Genomic DNA, 1,280 nt, shown 5'->3' with positions numbered 1-1,280 from the left:
CAATCAAATCAAAGCCCGTCTATCTTTATACGAACCGGATATTCCAAGAATTAGCAAACAGCTATCAGAACAAAATAGTGCTGCAGACTATTTTCTATCATTATTTAATCAACTAATTATTTTACGCTCTGCTAATCAATTTATATGTGATTATCTAATGCAACGACAAAAAGATGTTTACGTCACAACAACAGATTTGATTTCTGGCGCATCAGATAACTCAAATATCCATTCTGATATAAAATTTTCATCCAGTACAACAGTTAGGCAAACTAAACAAAAAACTCATTTATTATCGTTACATGACTTTGCTTCACTCCCTATAGGACAGGCTTTTTGCCTATTGGAAGGCAATCAATTATATAAAATTCGCATTCCATTAGTTGAATACAATAATTCAATTCAAATGGATAATGAAGCAAATTTATTGATCGATTCTCTTGAAAAAACGTATCACCCAACCAAAACACAGCCAAGCCACAGAAAACTACAACAGCTTAAGAAAAATGAAAATAATAGTGATAACAATGCAAATGCTGGCATAACATCAATGCTGTCCTCCCCTGACCACTTTATAGATTAGCTTATGAATAAAAACTTACCAACTACCATAGTTAGTATTCTATTTAAAATGATTAGTTGCATAATACTAGCTATTATTGTTTCCATTATTGTTGAATGGATTGGTATGGCTTTTATTTGGAGAGATAATCCTGAACACGCAAAAGAAATGCTGAATTATGAATACTCTCTTGTTAATGACAGTTTTGAAAACTTCATGTTTGGCGATTATTTATTTAATACCATGAATAATTTCTTTAGCTCAATATATATATACACTCAACGCATTCTTCTACAAATACAAAATGAGCAAAATATAGGCTCTCACCTAAGCTTTATAAATAATTTTACCGATTATCTCAAAGCTGCTGGATATATATTTTTTCTCGTTCTCATGCGCGCTTTTGTTTTTATAATATCCCTTCCTTGGTTTCTAATTTGTGGTGTTGTTGCATTTAGTGATGGCTTAGTTGAGCGAAGTATTCGTAAATTCGAAGGTGGCGTAGAGCATGGTATGATCCACCACCTTGCAAAATCAAATTTTACATTTGTTATTGCAACAGCTTTTATTTTCTACCTAGGCATTCCTATTCCTGTACATCCGTCTATTGTTATTATCCCATTTGGTATATTATTTGGGCTCATAATTTATATCGCGGCTTGGAGCTTTAAGAAATATCTCTAAAGAATATACAATACCTCTGAGAATTAAAATCTTC

Annotated in this window: 1 protein-coding gene and 1 pseudogene; both read left to right on the top strand. The window is 32.1% G+C overall.

Going from position 1 to position 1,280, the window contains the following annotated elements:
* A pseudogene (locus BZK16_RS14370) lies at nucleotides 1-583 on the top strand (hypothetical protein); the annotation flags it as partial.
* Between the two features lie 3 nt (nucleotides 584-586).
* On the top strand, nucleotides 587-1,246 hold the full coding sequence (locus BZK16_RS13870; protein ID WP_077929468.1) for a TIGR03747 family integrating conjugative element membrane protein: 660 nt from the start codon (nucleotides 587-589) through the stop codon (nucleotides 1,244-1,246).
* The last annotated feature ends 34 nt before the right edge of the window (nucleotides 1,247-1,280 follow it).

The sequence above is a fragment of the Wohlfahrtiimonas populi genome (assembly GCF_002006795.1).
GTDB classification, from domain to species: domain Bacteria; phylum Pseudomonadota; class Gammaproteobacteria; order Cardiobacteriales; family Wohlfahrtiimonadaceae; genus Wohlfahrtiimonas; species Wohlfahrtiimonas populi.
Note: the sequence above shows the minus strand (reverse complement) of the source record. Positions and strands in the feature narration are given on the sequence as shown.